Source organism: uncultured Pseudoteredinibacter sp. (genome assembly GCF_947500695.1).
In the GTDB taxonomy this organism is placed as follows: Bacteria; Pseudomonadota; Gammaproteobacteria; order Pseudomonadales; family Cellvibrionaceae; genus Pseudoteredinibacter.
Window position 1 is genome coordinate 83,527 of sequence record NZ_CANMSS010000006.1, and the last position, 17,497, is coordinate 101,023.

General features: G+C 46.8%; 11 protein-coding genes. 3 read left to right on the plus strand and 8 right to left on the minus strand.

The annotated features are described in order from the left end of the window. Positions 1-20 precede the first annotated feature (20 nt). Complete coding sequence (locus Q1A08_RS12340) at positions 21-1,238, minus strand: dipeptidase (protein WP_299773322.1); 1,218 nt, start codon at positions 1,236-1,238, stop codon at positions 21-23. 211 nt (positions 1,239-1,449) lie between these two features. On the opposite strand from Q1A08_RS12340, the gene Q1A08_RS12345 reads away from it, so the two are divergent. Further along, positions 1,450-4,773: a sensor histidine kinase gene (locus Q1A08_RS12345; RefSeq protein ID WP_299773324.1), complete on the plus strand. Its 3,324-nt coding sequence runs from the start codon at positions 1,450-1,452 to the stop codon at positions 4,771-4,773. A gap of 156 nt (positions 4,774-4,929) precedes the next feature. Here the strand turns inward: Q1A08_RS12345 and Q1A08_RS12350 are convergent, their stop codons facing one another. Beyond that, positions 4,930-5,736, minus strand: a complete 807-nt coding sequence (locus tag Q1A08_RS12350; protein ID WP_299773325.1) for a universal stress protein — start codon at positions 5,734-5,736, stop codon at positions 4,930-4,932. A gap of 300 nt (positions 5,737-6,036) precedes the next feature. On the opposite strand from Q1A08_RS12350, the gene Q1A08_RS12355 reads away from it, so the two are divergent. Then, positions 6,037-7,332 carry a hypothetical protein gene (locus Q1A08_RS12355; RefSeq protein ID WP_299773327.1) on the plus strand — a complete coding sequence of 432 codons (1,296 nt, stop codon included), beginning with the start codon at positions 6,037-6,039 and terminating at the stop codon, positions 7,330-7,332. 149 nt (positions 7,333-7,481) lie between these two features. Next, on the plus strand, positions 7,482-8,228 hold the full coding sequence (gene fnr, locus Q1A08_RS12360; RefSeq protein WP_299773329.1) for a fumarate/nitrate reduction transcriptional regulator Fnr: 747 nt from the start codon (positions 7,482-7,484) through the stop codon (positions 8,226-8,228). Positions 8,229-8,289: 61 nt separating this feature from the next. Here the strand turns inward: fnr and Q1A08_RS12365 are convergent, their stop codons facing one another. The 6 genes from Q1A08_RS12365 to Q1A08_RS12390 all read right to left on the minus strand — a co-directional run bounded on the left by Q1A08_RS12365 (position 8,290) and on the right by Q1A08_RS12390 (position 17,182). After that, positions 8,290-9,009 (minus strand): OmpW family outer membrane protein, encoded by a 720-nt coding sequence (locus Q1A08_RS12365; RefSeq protein WP_299773331.1) that lies wholly within the window; start codon positions 9,007-9,009, stop codon positions 8,290-8,292. Positions 9,010-9,229: 220 nt separating this feature from the next. Then, a complete protein-coding gene (msrB, locus tag Q1A08_RS12370) occupies positions 9,230-9,820 on the minus strand; it encodes a peptide-methionine (R)-S-oxide reductase MsrB (RefSeq protein ID WP_299773333.1) in 591 nt (196 codons plus the stop codon). Positions 9,821-9,918: 98 nt separating this feature from the next. Then, on the minus strand, positions 9,919-10,788 hold the full coding sequence (locus Q1A08_RS12375; protein ID WP_299773335.1) for a carbon-nitrogen hydrolase family protein: 870 nt from the start codon (positions 10,786-10,788) through the stop codon (positions 9,919-9,921). Positions 10,789-10,790: 2 nt separating this feature from the next. Next, complete coding sequence (locus Q1A08_RS12380; protein ID WP_299773337.1) at positions 10,791-14,981, minus strand: AsmA-like C-terminal region-containing protein; 4,191 nt, start codon at positions 14,979-14,981, stop codon at positions 10,791-10,793. A 3-nt stretch (positions 14,982-14,984) separates the two neighbouring features. Continuing rightward, entirely contained in the window at positions 14,985-16,463 is a 1,479-nt protein-coding gene (rng, locus tag Q1A08_RS12385; protein WP_299773339.1) for a ribonuclease G, read from the minus strand. A 107-nt stretch (positions 16,464-16,570) separates the two neighbouring features. Next, on the minus strand, positions 16,571-17,182 hold the full coding sequence (locus Q1A08_RS12390; protein WP_299773341.1) for a Maf family protein: 612 nt from the start codon (positions 17,180-17,182) through the stop codon (positions 16,571-16,573). Between the last annotated feature and the right edge of the window lie 315 nt (positions 17,183-17,497).

A 17,497-nucleotide genomic window follows, 5' to 3' on the forward strand; every position in this document is an offset into this window, starting at 1 on the left:
GGCTAGTTGCTTTTCTACGTTTAGTGCTTTGCCGCGTAAGCTTCTACTTGCTGCCACACACGTAGCATATTACCGCCTAGGATCTTGCGGATATCTTCTTCGCTATAGCCACGGTTTATTAAGCCTTGCACCAAGGCCGGGTAGCTGGCCACATCTTTTAGGTTTTGCGGTAGTGAATCACCAACACCGTCGTAATCTGAGCCAACGCCTAAATAATCTATACCCACCAATTTAACCGCGTAATCAAAATGATCCAGCACTTGATCCAGGCTTGCATATGGGTACGGGTTTTCTTTCTTAAATTGCTTTTTAAAGATTTCAATATCGGCTTCGCTGGCCTTTGGGTTAGCCGCTTTATATTTGGCAAGGGCTTCTTTTTGCTTGCCGCCGTATTGAGTAGCTTCTTCGTGAATAAAAGCCGAGCCGAAGTTAATTTGAATAACGCCGCCGTTCTTTTTCAATGCTAGCAGCATTTTGTCATCCATATTGCGCTCCCAGCCTGGGGTAAAGTGACGCAATGAGGAATGCGAGGCGATTACAGGTGCTTTACTTACTGCCATCACATCATAAAAAGCCTGATCAGATACATGGGAGATATCCACGATCATGCCGATATTGTTCATTTCGCTAATCAGTTTTTTGCCAAAGTCGCTAAGACCTTGGTGAGGCTTATCTTCTGAATAAGAAGAATCGCTAATGTGATTACTCTTGGCGTGCGCCAGGGTGATGTAGCGGATACCACGCTCGAAGAAATAATTAAGGTTCTCCATTTTGCCTTCGATAGGTGTGCCGTTTTCCATACCTAAAGGCAATGAGATTTTGCCGTTCTTTTGGTTATCCAGCATTTCTTGGCTGCTATAAGCCAAGGCAAATTTATTGGGTGCGCGCCCTACCATGGCCTCTACCCTATCGATTAAGCGATCTGCCAAGGCAACGCTGCCGCCTTTTTGCTCGTATTCGGCCGGGATATAGATCGACATAAAGGCAGCGTCTAAGCCACCCACTACAGCACGGGGGTAATCGAAATCACCATCTTCAGTGGCCTTGGTCACATCGGCGTAGCTATCTTCTATGCGATACGGCACGTCAATGTGGGTATCTACGATAAGAGCCTCTTTGGCGAGCTGCTTGGCTCGATCGCTGATATCGATGCCGGCCTGTGCAGTAAGCTGCAAGCCTAAGCTGGCGCTAAAAAGCAGTGCAATTGCAGTTTTCTTAAGCTTTGGGTGATTCACCATGAATAGCTCTCTTCGTTGATTATTGGTCTATATTGTTGAAAACAAAGGCGATATTACGAAGTTCGGGGCAAATAAGCAAAACCGCCTAGGTCGCCTAAATTAACCATTACTAAGTGTTATGGTAAATAAGTGAAATCGACTTACACTTTAATAAGATGTTTTTTACGACAAGCATCACAAATCGCGACATCACGCTCATTAAGACAAGCATATGGAATGCAAGCTGTCCCCTACAAAAGCTAGCGCTCAACTAATGATTCGCCAACTGTTTTGGCTTCTGTTCTGTTGGGGCCTGGTGTACGTTCCGCCGCTAGCCAGCGAAAGTCTTTTCGATATTGCCGACCCAGTGGTATTCCCCGTAGATACCCAGAAAAACACGCTATTAATCACGTCGATGACTCGCTCATCCAGCGGCCTTTTATGGGTAGCTTCTCACTTTCACGGCTTACATCAGTACGATGGTTATGAGTTTCGCGATGTAAAATATCAAGACAGCCAGGGCAATGTGCTGGCCAAACAAGCCTTTAGCTCTGTTGCCGCTGGAGCAGCTGGTATTGTCTGGGCAGGCTCTTCCAGTAATGGCCTGTATCGCTTATCTGAAGCAGAGCAGATTTTTCAGCATTATAGCTACCAGCCGAATGAAGAATACAGTATTTCAGGCAATTCGGTTTACGCTCTATTACTAGATGGCGAGCAAGGCCTTTGGTTGGCAAGCGATAGAGGTTTAGAGTATTTAGATTTTAAAAGTGAAAGATTCCAGGTAGTAAAACTGACCAACGTTAACGGCCCTATTCGCAGTTTAAGTTATGATCTTGAAGGCCATTTACTGCTTGGCTCCGATCAAGGTCTGCTGCAATTTTCACCTCCAGACAATAGAATCTTTCTAACCCCTTTACAAACCCGAAGCCTGCTGGCGGACGTTCAAATCAGCACCGTCAAAGTTGATCAACACTCCCAGCTCTGGGTGGGCAGTACCTCTACAGGCCTATATTTAATCGGTGCCGATGGCCAAGCGAAAAACATCGCATCGATTGGCCGGGTTACTTCGATAGAAGTTGTAGACGAAGAGGTCTGGGTATTGAGCTTACAAAACTATCGTAATATTCAAGTTTTTAATAAACATACCGGCAAGCTAAAACGAATTTTAGCGCACGACCCTTTTCGCCCAGGTGGGCTATCAGATGGAACCTTATGGAATTTATATCAGGATGATGAAGGTATTGTTTGGCTTGGTGGCCTAAGCCTTCAGCTAATCCCTCCAGCCAGGCGTTATTCTCGCAATATTCTTTATTCTCCAGCAAAACCCACACCAGGCTTTAAAGCCGACTTGTCAGGTATTGTAGAATTAGATAATGGTGACTTTTGGATAAGCAGCCGCAGCGAAGGCATAGATGTGCTTAATCCTACTTCAGGTTTTGTTCGAGGTCTTAGTGATAAAGCCAATAGCACACCTAGGCTACCAAGCAATCACATCGTCGAGCTTGGCAAGGAGCCCAATGGAGATATCTGGCTGCTTAGCGCAGGTGCAGGTACCTGGCGCTATAGGCTAGAGCGAACCAAAAACAATAATTCCGCATGGCAAAAACAGCGTTGTTTACTAACTGGCCAAAGCGATACCTTGGTATTTCCCGCCAATATCCACCTACTGAAGAATCATCAGACATTTCTGGTTATTCGCCAAGGGCCCGAAAGGGGAACCTATCGTTACGATAAAAAGAACCAAGAAAATTGTAATTTTAGTAAAGTCGCTTCACTTGAAGGCATCAGTCCGCGCTCCATAGTCGCCCTTGACGATAAAAACAGCCTAATGCTCTTTGGTAATAAACACTATTTATTTAGTAGCGATAAGAACACACTTACCGAGCTTAGTCTTGTGGTTGAAGGCAACATTAGCGCTGTAATGCCTACCTTGGTAAAGGGATATCACGCTGCACCTGGCAAAATCTTTTTCAGCACAGCCGATACCACCTATCAGCTAAAAGCCATAAAAGAAGACAAGTTGATCATTACCAAGGTGCTCTTAGGCCTTAATGAAAATTGGTTATTTGATGAAGATCGCACAGGCAACTTATGGGGCCTTGGTGCCTACTGGTTAAAAGGCGCGGAACATCCGCAGCTTTTTGATAAGGGCAACGGTAAAATTACAGACGCTGGCGCCTCGGTTAAATTTTGGCACAGCGCCAATGACGATTTTATCTTCCTTACCCAACAAGGTATACAACTGCTCAGACCCAGTACATTTAAGCCCATCCAGTCCGCGCCCTCTCTTATCGTTAATAAAGTGCGAATCGACGGCAAAGCGGTACAGGGGCAAACTCAAAACATCGAACTACAAGCCGATCAACACAGTTTTAGTGTTAGCTTTTCAGCTTTGGATTATGTTCGACCCCAGCAGATAAAATATCGCTATCGTTTAGATGGCTACAACAATAACTGGATAGAGACCGATGCCAAGGCTCGTCATGCAAGCTACACCAATTTGTCGCCAGGCCAATATACTTTTCGCTTACAAGCGACACCGCGCACAGCTGACTGGCCCAACAAAGAGCTTATTGTGCAAGTTAGTATCTTGCCCGCCTGGCATGAAACCCACTGGTTTCGTTTAATCGCGGTATTACTTGTAAGCGCCCTACTCTATATTATTTATCTTTGCCGTCTGCGTTATTACCGTCATAAAAAAATCGAGCTAGAAAAATTGGTCAATGCCCGCACAGCCGACCTTGCGCAATCGATGCAACAACTAAAAGATACCCAAGAGCAACTACTTAATAGCGAGAAGCAAGCGGCCCTGGGCCGACTTGTTGCTGGAGTAGCCCATCAAATAAATACTCCGCTGGGCGTAGTGAAAATGGCCGCATCTATGGTCGCTGATTTGGCCAAGCAAAGCCTCAAACTGCTTAACTCTACAAGTATCGATCAGCAAGAATTAGATCACCAACAACAGCGCCTACGGAGCAGCACCACCTTGCTAGACGGCAATTTACAGCGCCTCTCGGCCCTAGTCGAAAGCTTTAAAAAGATATCTGTGGATGAGGCTGACTGGAAGCAGACCGAGTTTAATGTGGCCGAAACCATTGCCGGCATACCCGCTTCCTTGCATGATAAGATTGAAGAACACCATATTCAGCTCTGCATTTCTATCGAGCCAGATCTCGATATCTACAGCTACCCTGAGCTTCTGCATTATATTGTTTGTGAGCTGCTTAAGAATGCCGTCAGCCATGCCTATGATGGTATTGAACATGAACAAGCCATCATCAATTTGAAGATTGAGCTATGTAAAGGCAGTGATCAGCAGCAGGCCTATCAATTTTTAGTTATCGAGGTCGATGACAATGGCCAAGGTATCAGTGAATCGCTTAGGGACAATATATTTGATCCTTTCACTGCAGCTAAACCGGCGAACCTTGGTCTAGGGCTGCACACATTGGTTAACCTGGTAAATGAGGTACTGCAAGGTGAGCTAAGTGTTTGCCATAAGCCCCAAGGCGGCTGCAGCTTTAAGGTTAGCTACCCTTTATCCACTCTCAAATAAACACTAAGCACTAAGCAGCGTTCCAATAAGCCGTTTTTGAAAATAAACAGGCATAAAAATCAGACAAAAAAATGGGGGCAAAAAGCCCCCTAAGATCTCTAGCCGAGTGATAAACCGGTTTCGAGCGTGTCGAATTTTCTTGTCGTTAATAACGCTTTAGTTAAGCGCCATTACATCCATCTCTAATTGAGTTAATACTCGCTCAGAAGTATTACCTCGCATGGCAGCCAATAAGCCCTTACGAGCCAAGGTACCAATTAATACAATGTCTGCGTCCAATTCTTTAGCCGCTTCAGAAATCACATCTTCTGGCGCACCCTGGCGAATATGAACATGATCCGAGTCCATATCCAGCTTACGTAGCAAGCTACCACGATCTGGGATATTCATCGTATCGGTATAGGCGTTTACTACATGTAAATCGGCACCATACAATTCAGCGGACCATTTACCGCGTGAAACAATCTTGTCGTTCAGCTCTTGATAGCGCTCGTCTTTGGCTTGCGCATTAATCGCGGCCAAAACAGTCTTACGGTGGTACTCAGCGCCTGGGCGTACAATCAAAACTGGGCATTTAGCGTTACGCAATAAAGCCCACTTTGAATCACTGAAGCGAATACCTTTTTCGCTATCACCATAATCTGGGATCACGATCATGTCGGTCTGGAAGTGTTTACCAGAAGACAACAAGGCTTTTTGCCAATCGTGCGCCCAACAAATCTCTGCGGTGTACTCTAAACCTTCTTTTTCCATACGCTTAGATAGCGCAGAAAAATTATCAACATCGCTGTACATATCTGGGTTGCGATGACTGGTATCTACTGAATGACCATCCACACCAATAAAAATGTGAATCTCAGGTGCGCTTTCACGCATCTTTGCGGTAATGATGGCACGCTCTAATGCAGGGTGCTCATCACGCGTTGGATCAATAACAACCAGTAAGTTTTCTTTTGTACTCATAATGTAAGTGCCTTCTTTTATATACTCGACTAAAGTGGTTACTAATATAGTCTAGAATCTAAAACTTACTTATGATTTAACTCAACTGATTGCTTTATCCCTCGCAAGCAATTCATTCATCGCAATCCGTTCGAAACATGCTACTTAAATCGCGGTGTTAGAACTTGATCTCTATCAATTACGATCCCCTTATATATCGCGCCAAACACTTACAAACACTATGGTATTGATTCATATCAACATCTGCTGCATAAGGCATGGATAAACTGCAACTATCGTAAACTTGGGATACTTGCCACCGTGAACAATCCAAATACCCAGGCCCATCAATGCTTTGATTTAGCGGCCCAGCAGCATCCGCATTTATTGCGCAGCGCCAGCTATAACTACCCCCACCGCATGGCCTATGAGCCGCTTGAGGATCAAAATCTCCAGCCACAAGGGCAGCGCTTAAGCATTTCTCCCATGGCCCTTTGGATTAACTTGCCCGCAAGGCAGTTCGATGCACCGCTAGGCCGCCCCTTCTTCGATGCCCTGATCAATGAGATCAATATACGCAAAGAGCTTTATGGCCGACGACCTGTCACTCAACTGTTATTGCGTCACCCTTTTGTGCATTTTCAGGGTGCTGATATCACTGAACTGATGCATATATTGGCCAGCAGCTTTCGCCTTAGCCACCGTGATAATTCGCCAATTGAATATTGCGCGGAGCTAAACCTTGAAGAAGCCAACACGGCCAATATGGCGCTACTTAAAGGGTTGGGCTTCAATGAATTTATCCTGAGCTTGCCGCCATCACTGAACAAAGAAGAGCAGCAACAACTGGATGACATTTGGCAGCAAGCCAAAGAGTTCGGTCCTGACAGCTTAGCCTTACGTCTGCCTTATGGTTATCCAAGCCAAGATCTGCACGGGATGCGCGTGCTGCTCGACAATGTACTTGAGCTGAGAGCTGATCGAGTTTTGCTAACACCCTCCAGCGAATTAGACCGCTGGAATCTAGCCGATAAGATAAGTGAGCACGGCAGCTACAGCGCCAGCCAATTTACACTTATATATAACGCCATGCGCCACGCTGGCTACCGAGCAATCGGTAACGATTGTTTTGTAAATGGCAAAGATTCATTGGCTATTGCCCAGAACCAGAACCGCCTACGCCGCACGGCCATTGCCTATAATTCCGTTAATGCCTCAGATCTACTTGGCTTTGGACCCGCAGCCAGCAGCCAGCTAGGCAGCCATTACGAATGCAATAGCAGCCAATTGGCTCAATACAGCAAGAAGCTAGAGCAAAGCCAACTCGCCATCGATAAGGTGCTGCAGCTAAGCCCTAAAGCCAAGGCCTGCAGGGTCGTGGCCGATCAACTATTGTGCTACCACCGCCTTGATATTCACTATATCGAAAACCGCTATGACTTGGCCCTGTCATCATTAGCCGACAATATCAGCTGGGAGCTCAATGCAGAGGCTAATATGGAGCTAATGCGAATACATAATGGACTACTGCAGTTAACAGACGATGGTGTTTTAAGGCTACTGTTTATCACAGATACCTTCTTGTCTGGACTGCTAAAATCAGAGTTTAGGGAATAAACTAAAATCAAATTGGAATAAAAAACCCAAAAGCGCTCAAATATTAAACACATAGACTATAGAAGCCCTAGTAATACCAGAGATAAGTAGTAAAATTAAGGGCTCACTAATATGCTTTTTGAGCGATAATCTAGCCAGCAGTGAATGTAATGACATCAAATATCATCAGCAAAACAACACGTTGCCACCATAACCCTCAGGTTTCCTGTGGTGACTGTCGTCTGAATAGTATCTGCCTGCCGATTAGCGTGCATGTAGACGAGCTAGATAGATTAGACGAAATCATCCAACGTGGCCGCCCGCTGCATAAAGGTGATTATCTATATCACGCCAATGATCCGTTTACTTCGGTATATGCGGTACGCTCGGGCACCATTAAATCCATTCGTATTACCAATGACGGTGAAGAACAGGTTACCGGCTTCCATCTGCCTGGAGAAATTCTAGGAATGGACGGTATCGCTCAGAATGTGCACACCAACTCCGCCATTGCCTTAGAAACCACTGCCGTCTGTGAGATTCCCTTTTCTCGCATGGAAGAGCTAAGCATCAAGATTCCAAGCTTGCAGCGTCATTTCTTTCAGTTAATGAGCCAGGAGATTACTGCAGATCAGCAGCTAATTACCTTGCTGAGTAAAAACAGTGCTGAAGAGCGTGTAGCTTCAATGCTATTAAGCATCTCTACTCGCAATCACCGTCGCCAGCTATCTGCGACCCTTTTCCGTTTGGCTATGTCACGTGCGGATATGGGCAACTATTTAGGCCTTACTGTTGAAACTGTAAGCCGTGTTTTAAGTCGCTTCCAAAAGCAGGATATTTTATCGGTTGATAAAAAAGAGATTGAGATTTTGGATATGGACGCGCTGAAAAGATCGGCAAAAACAGAAACCTGTTAATCGTTTTTTCAGTTTCTTAAAGTCAAAAAAAAGCCCGCCATTTGGCGGGCTTTTTGCGTTCTTAGAACTTGTAACCGATCATTACAGAGTAAACCATTGGGTCAATGTTTACGTCAGTAGTAATCTTAGTGCCAGCTGGTAGGCTTAGCGCATTGTCAGAGTTCTTAACAGTCAAAGTAGCTTCGGTGTCGATATCAATGTAACGAACAGAAGCGTTCAACAATAGGTTATCACCTAGATCTAGATCGAAGCCTACCTGTGCAGCCAAACCCCAAGAGTCATCAAGATCAACGTCTAGATCACCAGTAACGGCTTCCAAGTTAGAACCGCCTTCCTCATCAAAGAAGATGGTGTAGTTCAAGCCAAGACCAACATATGGCTTGAAAGCACTGTCAGAGTTGAAGTAGTAAACCGCAGATACAGTTGGTGGTAGTTGCTTGGTATCAGCTACAGAACCAATGCCAGCGCCATTCAAGAAAGAACCCTCACCAGATGCATCGTGAGAGAATGGAGTTGCCGCTAGAACTTCAACACCCCATGCTTTGTCTAGCATGTAAGTGAAAGTTAAACCCAACTGAGTGTCGTTATCTACATCAACACCAGAATCGGCGCCCAAAGAATTGCCACCCGCATAAACCTGAGTGCTATCGCCATCTGGAGCAACAGTAGTTACACCAGCGCGAACAATAAAGTCACCCGCTTCATAAGCGTGTGCTTGAGTGCCAACAACACAGGCTGCGATTGCAGCAGCTAAAGTCAATGGTTTTAGGGTAGCTTTCATAATTACTCTCTCTTCCTCGACAAGGGCGCTTTGTTTGTGCACCCGTTTACTTGTTGAGGCTATTGAACAATATTGAGCTTCCCAAAGACTTGATCCAGATTAACAAAAAACTGCTTTTGACAGTTTTTTGAAAAAAAGCCTACTTTTGTAGGCTTTTGGTTTATCGCTAACTGTAAAAAACTTGTTCTAGATCAAGTCGAGAATTTTGAAAGTGCTGTCTTTATTCAGCTTTTAGGCTGCTGCTTGTTGGCGCGGCAATGGCAGGAGAGCTGTTTTTCTCGCCGTCAGGGACAAAGCGTAAGGCCAAAGAATTAATACAATAACGCTTACCGGTTGGTGCCGGTCCATCATTAAAGACATGCCCAAGGTGCTCGCCGCATTTGCTGAGAATCTCGGTGCGCTTCATCCCCCAGCTGTAATCGGTTTTCAGTACGATATTGTCTTTATTGGCTTCCCAAAAGCTTGGCCAGCCAGTACCAGAATCGTATTTGTGTTCAGATCGGAAAACCGGAACTTGGCATGCTGCACTGACAAAAGTACCCGTCTTTCCCTTGCCCATCTCTTCATTGGTGAAGCGCCTTTCAGTGTCAGCCTCCCAAAGAATTTTATATTGCTCACGCGGTAGGATCTTTTTCCAAACCGACTTAGGCACTTGGCTCAGGTCTTCACCTTTATCAATCAGCTGTTGCAGAGCAGGTGCTTGTTCAGCGCTTTTAGCGGCCATTGTTGTTTGATCGCCATTAGCCTCATTACAGGCAATAAGGGCACCAGCCATCAAGGGCAGTAATAAAGCAAAAGATGTGTGTTTCATGGTATAGCCTCCCTATTTCTATAGGCTTAGCCTACCAAAGGGCAAGCGGCGCTGTTTTTCAAAAGCTGGACAATATCTTCACAAATGTATCGCAGGGCTCAAATACCCAAGCGGCGATTTGCCAGTGCAGGCAATGCAGCGCGAACCCCTACGAGCTGCTGGCGCTGTAATTCTATCAACAGTGCACCTTCTCCACGATCTAGGCTGGCTACGGGCTCCCCCCAAGGGTTGATAGCACAACTGTGCCCCCAGGTAGAACGTCGCTTACTGTGCTCTCCACCCTGTGCAGCGCCAGCAACAAAACACTGATTTTCTACGGCGCGGGCTTTTAGCAATAAATCCCAATGTGCTCGCCCGGTAGCATAGGTAAATGCGGCTGGGACCAACACCAATTCACAGCCTTGTTCCGCGAGGCAACGGAAATACTCGGGAAAGCGTAAATCGTAACAAATCGCTAAGCCGATTTTTCCCCATGGGCTATCAAAACACTGCGGCTTTAACCCGGGCGCAAAGGTATCGGATTCTCGGTATTGGCCTTGGGCATCGTTAACGTTGGCATCAAATAAATGCACTTTATCGTAGCGTGCAATCTCTTGACCTGCTGAGTCGTATACGAAGCAGGCGGCGTAAACCCTCGCTTGTTCAGCACTTAAAGCCGGTGCATTAGCGTATACGTTAGCCGCTGTACATGGAATAGAACCGCCTACCAAATAGACACCGTAGCGAGCCGCCATTTCAGCTAGAAAGCTACGTAATGGGCCAGCGCTACTTGCCTCCGCCTGCCCCGCCGCCAACTGATCGCCGCCGCCAAAGATGGCAAACATCTCTGGCAGCACCACAAGCTCTGCACCCTGCTCGGCGCAAGCGCGAATTTGTCGCTCAGCCGCAGCCAGGTTTTGCTCTAGAGATTTGACCGAGACCATTTGTACCAGGCCAAGCTTGAGGCTTTGCCAGTTGCTATTAGGCATAATTATTTTGGCTCTTCTGTAGCGGGTATTTGTTCTTGCGATTCTTTCGGTGTTTCGGCTACGGCTTCTTGCTGAGACGATCGCTGAGGTGATAGCTGAGTTTCAACTTGCGTTTCCTTGTGCTCTACCTCTTCAGCTACCTTCTCACCGGCATCTTTAGCTGCCTTTGAATCAAATAAGCGTTCAAATTCCATCTTTGGGTCATCCCAGCTACCAGTCATGGAATAACTAACACTGGCCACTTTATCCACTTGATTAGAGAACAGCTTGCTGGCCACATAAACACCTACCGCAGCCGGCCAGTTTACTAACAGGCCGGTAGCAAGTGCGACATTGTTCCCCACCGGCAAGGTAGCCACCAAACTGGTATCTAGGCTTTCTTCTTCCCAATCAATTTTGCCTGCAAACTGTAAGCGGCTTGTCGGCCCTTTAACAATGATCGGCTCTTGAATCAGTAACTCTTGCTGCTGGAAATCGATATGACCATTTACCGAATCAAACACCATACCCTCTTTATACAAGTCGGCAAAATCAAGGCGTAAACGGCGCACCCAAGTATCGAAATTCAAAACACTCAATAAGCGTAATACCGCATTACCACCGGCGCCTGCAGATTGGAAAAAGCGGCCATTTTGGATGCCAAGATTTAACTTGCCGGCAATAAGGCGTGAATCAAAATCCATTGGGCTACCGGGCCAATTCATGGCCAATCGAAACTCGGCCGACTCGGATTCTAAAATACTTGGCATTTGCCACTGCTGGCTTAGAGTATTAATGTTCTTAAATTGAATTCGGCCCTGTAGCTTGCTATTGGATATATAACCGCCCGACCAGTTTAAGCTCGCACCAGGGTCTGCAGCCGCCATGGCATCGGCGCCTTCAACTTGCTCAATATCACCAGAAACTCTGATATCCCCTAGCTCACCAAAAATGCGATCAACGAGTAAGCCACGCTCTTCTCCTGCCTGAATTTGAAAGCGCCAGCTACCTAGCGCTCTAGCGCCATAACGTAATTGTTCGATTTGCACTTGGGTATGAGGAAAAGCGCTGAAATCCCAATTATCGGAATCATCCGCTATTAACTGCGGAGTCTCTCCTTGGGGCGTTGAGTCTGCCGGCTCTTCACTGTCGGCAAGTTCAGGCAAGTTTAGGTGGGCGATGCGAACATCCAATGGACGCTGACTGTCAAAGTATTCGATACTACCCGCCAACATCTCACTCTTCGCGTTAAGCAAAATTCCCTGCTGAGTTTGTCCAGCCTGTAACTCAATATTAGGAATGTTAAAACCGGCTAAATTTAGCGCTTTAACTTTGATCTCTAAATCTACAGGAATAGCTTCCTGTTCGGGCAACTGGCTGCCTGCTTGGCTTGGCACTCGCAGCTCTGCATAGCGAGTTTGCGCCGCGCGATAATCATCAACAATACTTAACCAAGGTTCGATATCTAGCGTTTGCAATTCACCGCTGATCAGGCCCTGTCCGGCACGGGTATCTGGCAGCACTCCATTTAAGCCTAAGGCCAAACTTTCGCCATCACGGTGTTGACGTATCGATAAAGCCAGTGAATCGGTATTCGCCGAGGTGGAATTTTCTTCGTCATCAGCAACACCCTCAGCCAAGGCGTACTGTAAATGAAGTTGCTCCTGCACCTCATTAGTCGCCAGCTCTTCTTTGCCTTGTATAGGAATAGTGATGTTAGTTTTACGCGCTTGCTCAGCGGCTTTACCATAAGGCTCGGGCAAGTTTATGGCGATACCTTGCAGTGATGTCGCCAGCTCCAATTGATTAGGGCCTTGCTGCTCTGCTCGCCTTAAGAAGGTGCTAGGTAAGCTAAGCTTACCTTTTACTGCCGTTTTGCCCTCGGCCATTAGCAAGCCGGGAATATTCATCCATTGTGCTAGCGGCTCGATTGCAAGCTGACTGTCAAACCTTAAATCGGTACTTTTTGCAGTGCTTCCTAACTTGGCCTCTATGCTTTGTCCCCATAAGCTTGCCTGCAAATTATTACCATGCAGTCCGCGCTTTAAATCGTATTTAAGTTTGGCATTGAGCTTTTCAAAATGCAGAGCCAGCTCGGGGATATACAACTCGGCATTGCGAAAATTGGCGTTAATATCATATTTAGCGCCGCGGTTTTCGCTGAGAGACAAGGGTATTTGTAAATCAACATCGCCCGATAAAGGGCCATGCAGCTCCCAGAACTGGAAGTCCTCAGCTTGGCTGCTAGCAATTGGACTGTTTAACAGAAAATCGAAGCCCTGCTGAGCTTGGCCTTTGAAGCGGGCCTTCACATTAATACGATCACCGTTCGCCTTGGGATTATCTTCCAGATCAACTTGGATATCACTTAAGGCCAAACCCATGCTTTGGCCAGCAGCGGTGGCATGTAAAAAGCGTCCGTCGACTTCGAGTCGGGTATTTACCTTACTCAAGCGCGGCCAGCCTTCCATGTAATTTAGCGATACGTCTTCTAAATCGAGAGCCAACTGCGTGGTATAGGTTTTATCCAGCGAGGCCTTTAAACCACCACGATAGATAAAGGCGCCATTGCGCAACTCACCTTCACCTTTTGCATCCGCTAAAAATTTCTTAAGGGAATCGGCAACAACGTTTGGTAGATACTTAGGGTAGTTACTAACTTTGTCATTGCGCAAGCCAATAAATAAGGTTAAATCGCTGGGAACAGTATCGGCAAACCAAGGCGTAAACAGCTGCATGGCACCACGAACCTGGGTTTCCCCTTGCTGCATACTGAGCTGGCCACTATTCACATAGATGCTATTTGCATCGCGATCCAGCACCCACTGCACCTGCCCCTTCATGGTTTCGAAGCGCTGAGCGTCGTCATATACGGTGGTGTAGTGCATGGAAAAGCCGTTTTGCGAATCAATATCGACAAAACCACGCTTAGCGCTTGTTTCCACATAGCCATCAACACCGCTTACCGCTGGTGCTCCCTGCCATGCGCCAGCAGACATCTGTTCTAAATTGGCTTGTAACAAGAAATCCTTGGCGATGTTATTACCTAAACGCAGATAAACATTATTCAGATGCCCAGCAGGCCTTAAACTTGCCAATACATCTTGCAACTCACCTTCAGGAATCCAATTATGCTTAACCGCTAGACGATACCAATATCCAATATCTATTCTAGAGCTACGTAACGCCAGCGGAGTGGAATCACCAAATTCCAAGCCAACGTTTAAAGGCTCAGGTAATTCAAAATCCGAAAACTTGCCATGTAAATTTTGCAGTGAGAGCTGCCACTGGCCCGTGCTATTAAGTAGGCCGGAGATATCCATCTTGGCGACTTCAGGCAATGGCGAACGGCCACCGTCTGATTGCAAACTACCACGCAGCTCCATAAAACTGCCAGGTAATTTCACTGTCCAAAGTTTGCCCGTCAGAGCAACATCTTGTAATTGCTCACGCTGAGGAAATTGCTCCCACGCTTCGCTGCTAAACTGCTCAGCGAGTTCCGATATTTTTACGTGGTTTAATTCTAGATAAGAGCTGGCTAAGAAGGTCTCCCTGTCCCTTGGATCACCCTCACCCTCAAAAACAAATTTCATCAGTGGGCGGCCAGCGCTATTGAGCTGTGCCTTTAAACGGTGAAAACTCTGGGTATTCTCCATCACCACTTCGGGAAGCTGCCAGGTGCTGCTTTCACCCTGCAGGGGATGGAATTCGATTTTAACGGCCGATAACTCTACTCGTCCGCGCAGTAACAGCAGCTCCAAAGGGCTTAAAGTTTCAGCCTCAGGGTCATCTCTTTCGCTTGGTACCACACCTCGTAAATAGATTTGGCCATCGCTAAATTGCTGAAGCGCCACGGTCACATCATCGACACGAAAATCTGACCAGGCTAAGCGCCAATTAAATAGAGAACGTAACAAATCAAATTGGGTATATACCGAATCTACCGCTAACACTTGCTCGTTGCCTTTATTGCGCAGCGTTAAGCCTTCTACGGTAATCTCAGGGCGCATACCTAACCAGCGCCCTTCGATATTGGCAATACTGACTTGCACGCCTAGTTGCTCACCCAGCACGTCGGCAATATCGTCGCGATGATCGTTGATCATGGGCAATAGGAAGCGCCCAGCTTGGACTAATAAAGCCAAGCTGATCACGATTGCCGCACATAAACCCCAAAAGCGGCGGGCGAAACTACGGGTCCAGGATGTTTTCAAGCGTTAAACCAAAATAATATCGTACTGTTCCTGGTGATAAATGGCCTCTACCTTGAACTTAATCGTTCGGCCAATAAATTCTTCCAGGTCCGCTACATTGGACGACTCTTCATCAAGAAGTCGATCAATCACCAGCTGCGAAGCCAAGACCACAATCTCTTCGGTATTGTAAGCTCGCACTTCACGCAAGATTTCACGGAAAATTTCATAGCAGACCGTTTCTGGTGATTTTAAGGTGCCACGCCCCTCGCAAACTGGGCAAGGCACACACAGGCTTTGACCGAGAGATTCACGAGTGCGCTTGCGAGTCATTTCCACAAGACCAAGCTCAGACACGCCGGTTAAGCTGGTTTTGGTGTTATCACGCTCTAACATTTTCTCTAGAGTACGCAGAACTTGGCGCTGATGTTCAGAATCATGCATATCGATAAAGTCGATAATGATGATGCCGCCAAGATTCCGCAGGCGCAGCTGACGGGCAATAGCCGTAGCGGCTTCGAGATTGGTTTTAAAGATGGTTTCTTCTAAATTGCGATGACCAACAAAAGCTCCGGTGTTTACATCAATAGTCACCATGGCTTCGGTCTGCTCGATGATTAAGTAGCCACCAGATTTAAGTGGAACCTTTTCACCCAGCGCACGCTGAATCTCTTCTTCAACACTATAAAGATCGAACAGTGGGCGTTCGCCAGGATAGTGTTCGATTTTTTCAAAGATCTCGGGCGCATAGTCTTCGGCAAATTCGCGCATTTTGCCGTAAACTTCACGGGAATCAATTCTTAGTTTTTCCAGATCGGGTTTAACCAGATCTCGTAAGGTGCGCATAAACAGCGGTAAATCTTCATGTACAACCGCTGGTGCCTTTTGCTCTTTTATCTTTTTGCTAAGATCTTTCCAGAGGCGGTAGAGGAAAATAATATCGGCGGCAATTTCTTCTTTGTTCACACCCTCCGCTACGGTACGAACAATAAAGCCACCCTCTTCTTCCTTACGAATATCGGCATCAACTTCCTGCACTAAATTCTTTAGGCGATCACGCTCGGCATCGTCTTCAATTCGTGTAGATATTCCGGTGTGGCGGGTGAATGGCATATAAACCAAGAAGCGCGCCGATACAGAAAGGTGAGTCGTTAAGCGCGCACCTTTGCTGCTAATGGGATCCTTGGTCACTTGCACGATGAGCTCTTGGCCTTCTCGTACTAGCGAGCGAATATCGGCGACTTCTGCGCCACGCTCTTCCATTCCATCGTCATCTAATGGCGCAATATCGGCCGCGTGGATAAAGCCTGCGCGCTCTAAACCAATTTCTACAAAGGCGGCCTGCATGCCAGGTAAAACTCGCACGACCTTGCCTTTATAAATATTGCCGACATAACCTTTTGCTTGGGTACGTTCGATATGCACTTCTTGCACAAAGCCGTTTTCAACCAAGGCCACTCGGGTTTCTGTCGGTGATACATTGACCAGTAATTCTTCGCTCACAGCGCTTCCTTATACTTTAAATTCCGGGGTAATTTTTAATAACTGCAGTTAGGGCTACCCGGGCCCTCTTGTTGGTACTGCTTACTGTATTACAACGTTATGTAGCCTTAGCTACATTCGCTAGTGGCTTGCCAGATCTGCACGCCCGCTTGCTGTAATAAATCGGCGGTTTCGCTCAGCGGTAAACCCACCACGTTGCTATAGCTGCCTTGAATGCTTTCTACAAATACTGCCCCTAGACCCTGTATGGCATAACTGCCGGCTTTATCTTGGGGCTCTCCACTATCCCAGTAGCGTAAAATTTCAGCCTCGCTCAATTGGCGAAAGCTCACTTGGGTTTTGACCTCAACATAGTCACATTTATCCCCCCAAAGCACGCAAACGCCGGTTACCACGGTATGACTACGCTCGGACATGCGCTTTAACATGGCTAGGGAGTCTGCGCGATCTTTCGGCTTGACCAATATTTCACCATCTAGGTCGCCAATCGTATCAGCAGCTAAAATCACGCTGCTGGCATTTTCCTCTCGGCCAAGTTCAGCCTGCACCGCTTGTGCTTTGGCAATGGCCATGCGGCGTAAGTAATCTAGGCTTGCCTCTTCTGCCAAGGGGGTTTCATCAATATCGGCACTTTGGCGACGAAATGGCACGCCAATTTGCTGCAGTAACTCTGCTCGCCTGGGCGATTGAGATGCCAAAATGAGAGAATTCCCAGCCATTATCCTTAGGCCCTTAAAATGCCGCTAAATAGAGCTGAAGTATAACAGCCAGGGGGCTAAAACGCTTAGCCTTAACAATTCTGAAAACTCTTTATTTATTAGGGAGGTACGGGGCTAATTATCTGGGTTTCAGTTATTGTTTAAGGTAGTGCAGGTCTGACCGTTTTTAGCCCTTGTCATGAAACACGCTTAAACCATCCGAAGGCAGGAACTGGGCCGGCCTTCGTCTCTACAGAGGCTACCCCGCAACTCGCTCAAGCCATCCAGGGCGCTCGGGTCGCGACGTGGATTCGCGCCATCCGGGCGCTCAGCCTT